Origin of the sequence: Aphanothece microscopica RSMan92 (assembly GCF_046613545.2) — a bacterium.
In the GTDB taxonomy this organism is placed as follows: domain Bacteria; phylum Cyanobacteriota; class Cyanobacteriia; order PCC-6307; family Cyanobiaceae; genus NIES-981.
This window is the reverse complement of sequence record NZ_JBKKKY020000378.1, coordinates 1-552: the sequence shown is the minus strand read 5'-3', so window position 1 is coordinate 552 and position 552 is coordinate 1. Positions and strand designations below refer to the sequence as shown.

At 71.2% G+C, this 552-nt stretch carries 1 protein-coding gene; it reads left to right on the top strand.

Features of this window, described 5'->3' with window-relative positions; all coding sequences use genetic code 11:
- Positions 1–53 precede the first annotated feature (53 nt).
- On the top strand, positions 54–552 hold a 499-nt coding region (locus tag ACLD7X_RS18105), incomplete at its 3' end, for an aldo/keto reductase (RefSeq protein ID WP_411425077.1).

The following is a 552-nucleotide window of genomic DNA, read 5'->3' as shown; positions in this document are numbered from 1 at the left end:
CGAAGGACGAAAGGGACCGCTGCTCCTGACCTGCACCCCAGACGAGGCCCCCCATGACCGACCCGCGCATCCCCCTGTCCGACGGCCGATCCATCCCCGCGCTGGGCTTCGGCCTGTGGGAGGTGCCCGCCGACCAGGCCGCGCGCGTCACCGAAACCGCCCTGGGCCTGGGCTATCGCCTGATCGACGGCGCGGCGATCTATGGCAACGAGGCGGGTCTGGGCGACGGCTTTCGCGCCAGCGGCCTGCCGCGCGACCAGGTCTTCGTCACCACCAAGGTCTGGAACGACCGGCAAGGATACGACAGCACCCTGCGCGCGGCCGAGGACAGCCTGGCCCGCCTGCGGCTGGATCACGTGGACCTCCTCCTGATCCACTGGCCCTGCCCCCGCGCCGACCGCTACGTCGACACCTGGCGCGCGCTGATCCGCCTGCGCGACGAAGGGCGCGCGACCTCGATCGGCGTGTCGAACTTCGACGCAGGCCAGATCGACCGGCTGGTGGCCGAAACGGGCGTGGCCCAAGCTTTTCGCCGCTGCCCTCGAACACCTG